The sequence below is a fragment of the Neisseria sp. HMSC061B04 genome (genome assembly GCF_001836705.1).
Classification (GTDB): domain Bacteria; phylum Pseudomonadota; class Gammaproteobacteria; order Burkholderiales; family Neisseriaceae; genus Neisseria.
Map to the genome: position 1 here is coordinate 1 of NZ_KV830222.1, position 388 is coordinate 388.

A 388-nucleotide genomic window follows, 5' to 3' on the forward strand; every position below is an offset into this window, starting at 1 on the left:
TTTTTATCTCCTTTTTAATTATCTGTTTTATTTTTTTGACATAACTGCCGAGAGTTTGGCAAACGATTTAAGCGATGCAATAAATGTGAAAGTGCCAAATATCCAATTAAGACAAACCCCCATGCCTGTTATATAAAGTATTTGTAAGGCATCATCAGATATACCGCCTATTTGATTTGTTACATAGCTTAATAACTGTTGTTGCAGTTCGTTTGCCCCTACATAAGTTACAAACGACAGACCAAACGCGGCCATGATTTTGCCTGCTACGGTTGTCAATACGGCAGTTAATAATTTGCTCCACATGTTACAACTCCTTGACTGCCGACCATGCCGCCCAACTACAACTTATCATGCATATTAAAATCAAAATTGGCCTGATTTTTCG

The 388-nt window shown here is 37.4% G+C and carries 1 protein-coding gene; it reads right to left on the reverse strand.

All coding sequences use genetic code 11. The features are described 5' to 3' along the window. Nucleotides 1-27 precede the first annotated feature (27 nt). Nucleotides 28-306, reverse strand: coding sequence for a DUF2523 domain-containing protein (locus tag HMPREF2661_RS09010; RefSeq protein ID WP_070823443.1), 279 nt, complete (start codon nt 304-306; stop codon nt 28-30). Nucleotides 307-388 lie beyond the last annotated feature (82 nt).

Bases quoted from the DNA above. Each gene is read 5' to 3' on its own strand.
- HMPREF2661_RS09010 (WP_070823443.1), bottom strand. From the start codon at position 306: ATGTGGAGCAAATTATTAACTGCCGTATTGACAACCGTAGCAGGCAAA.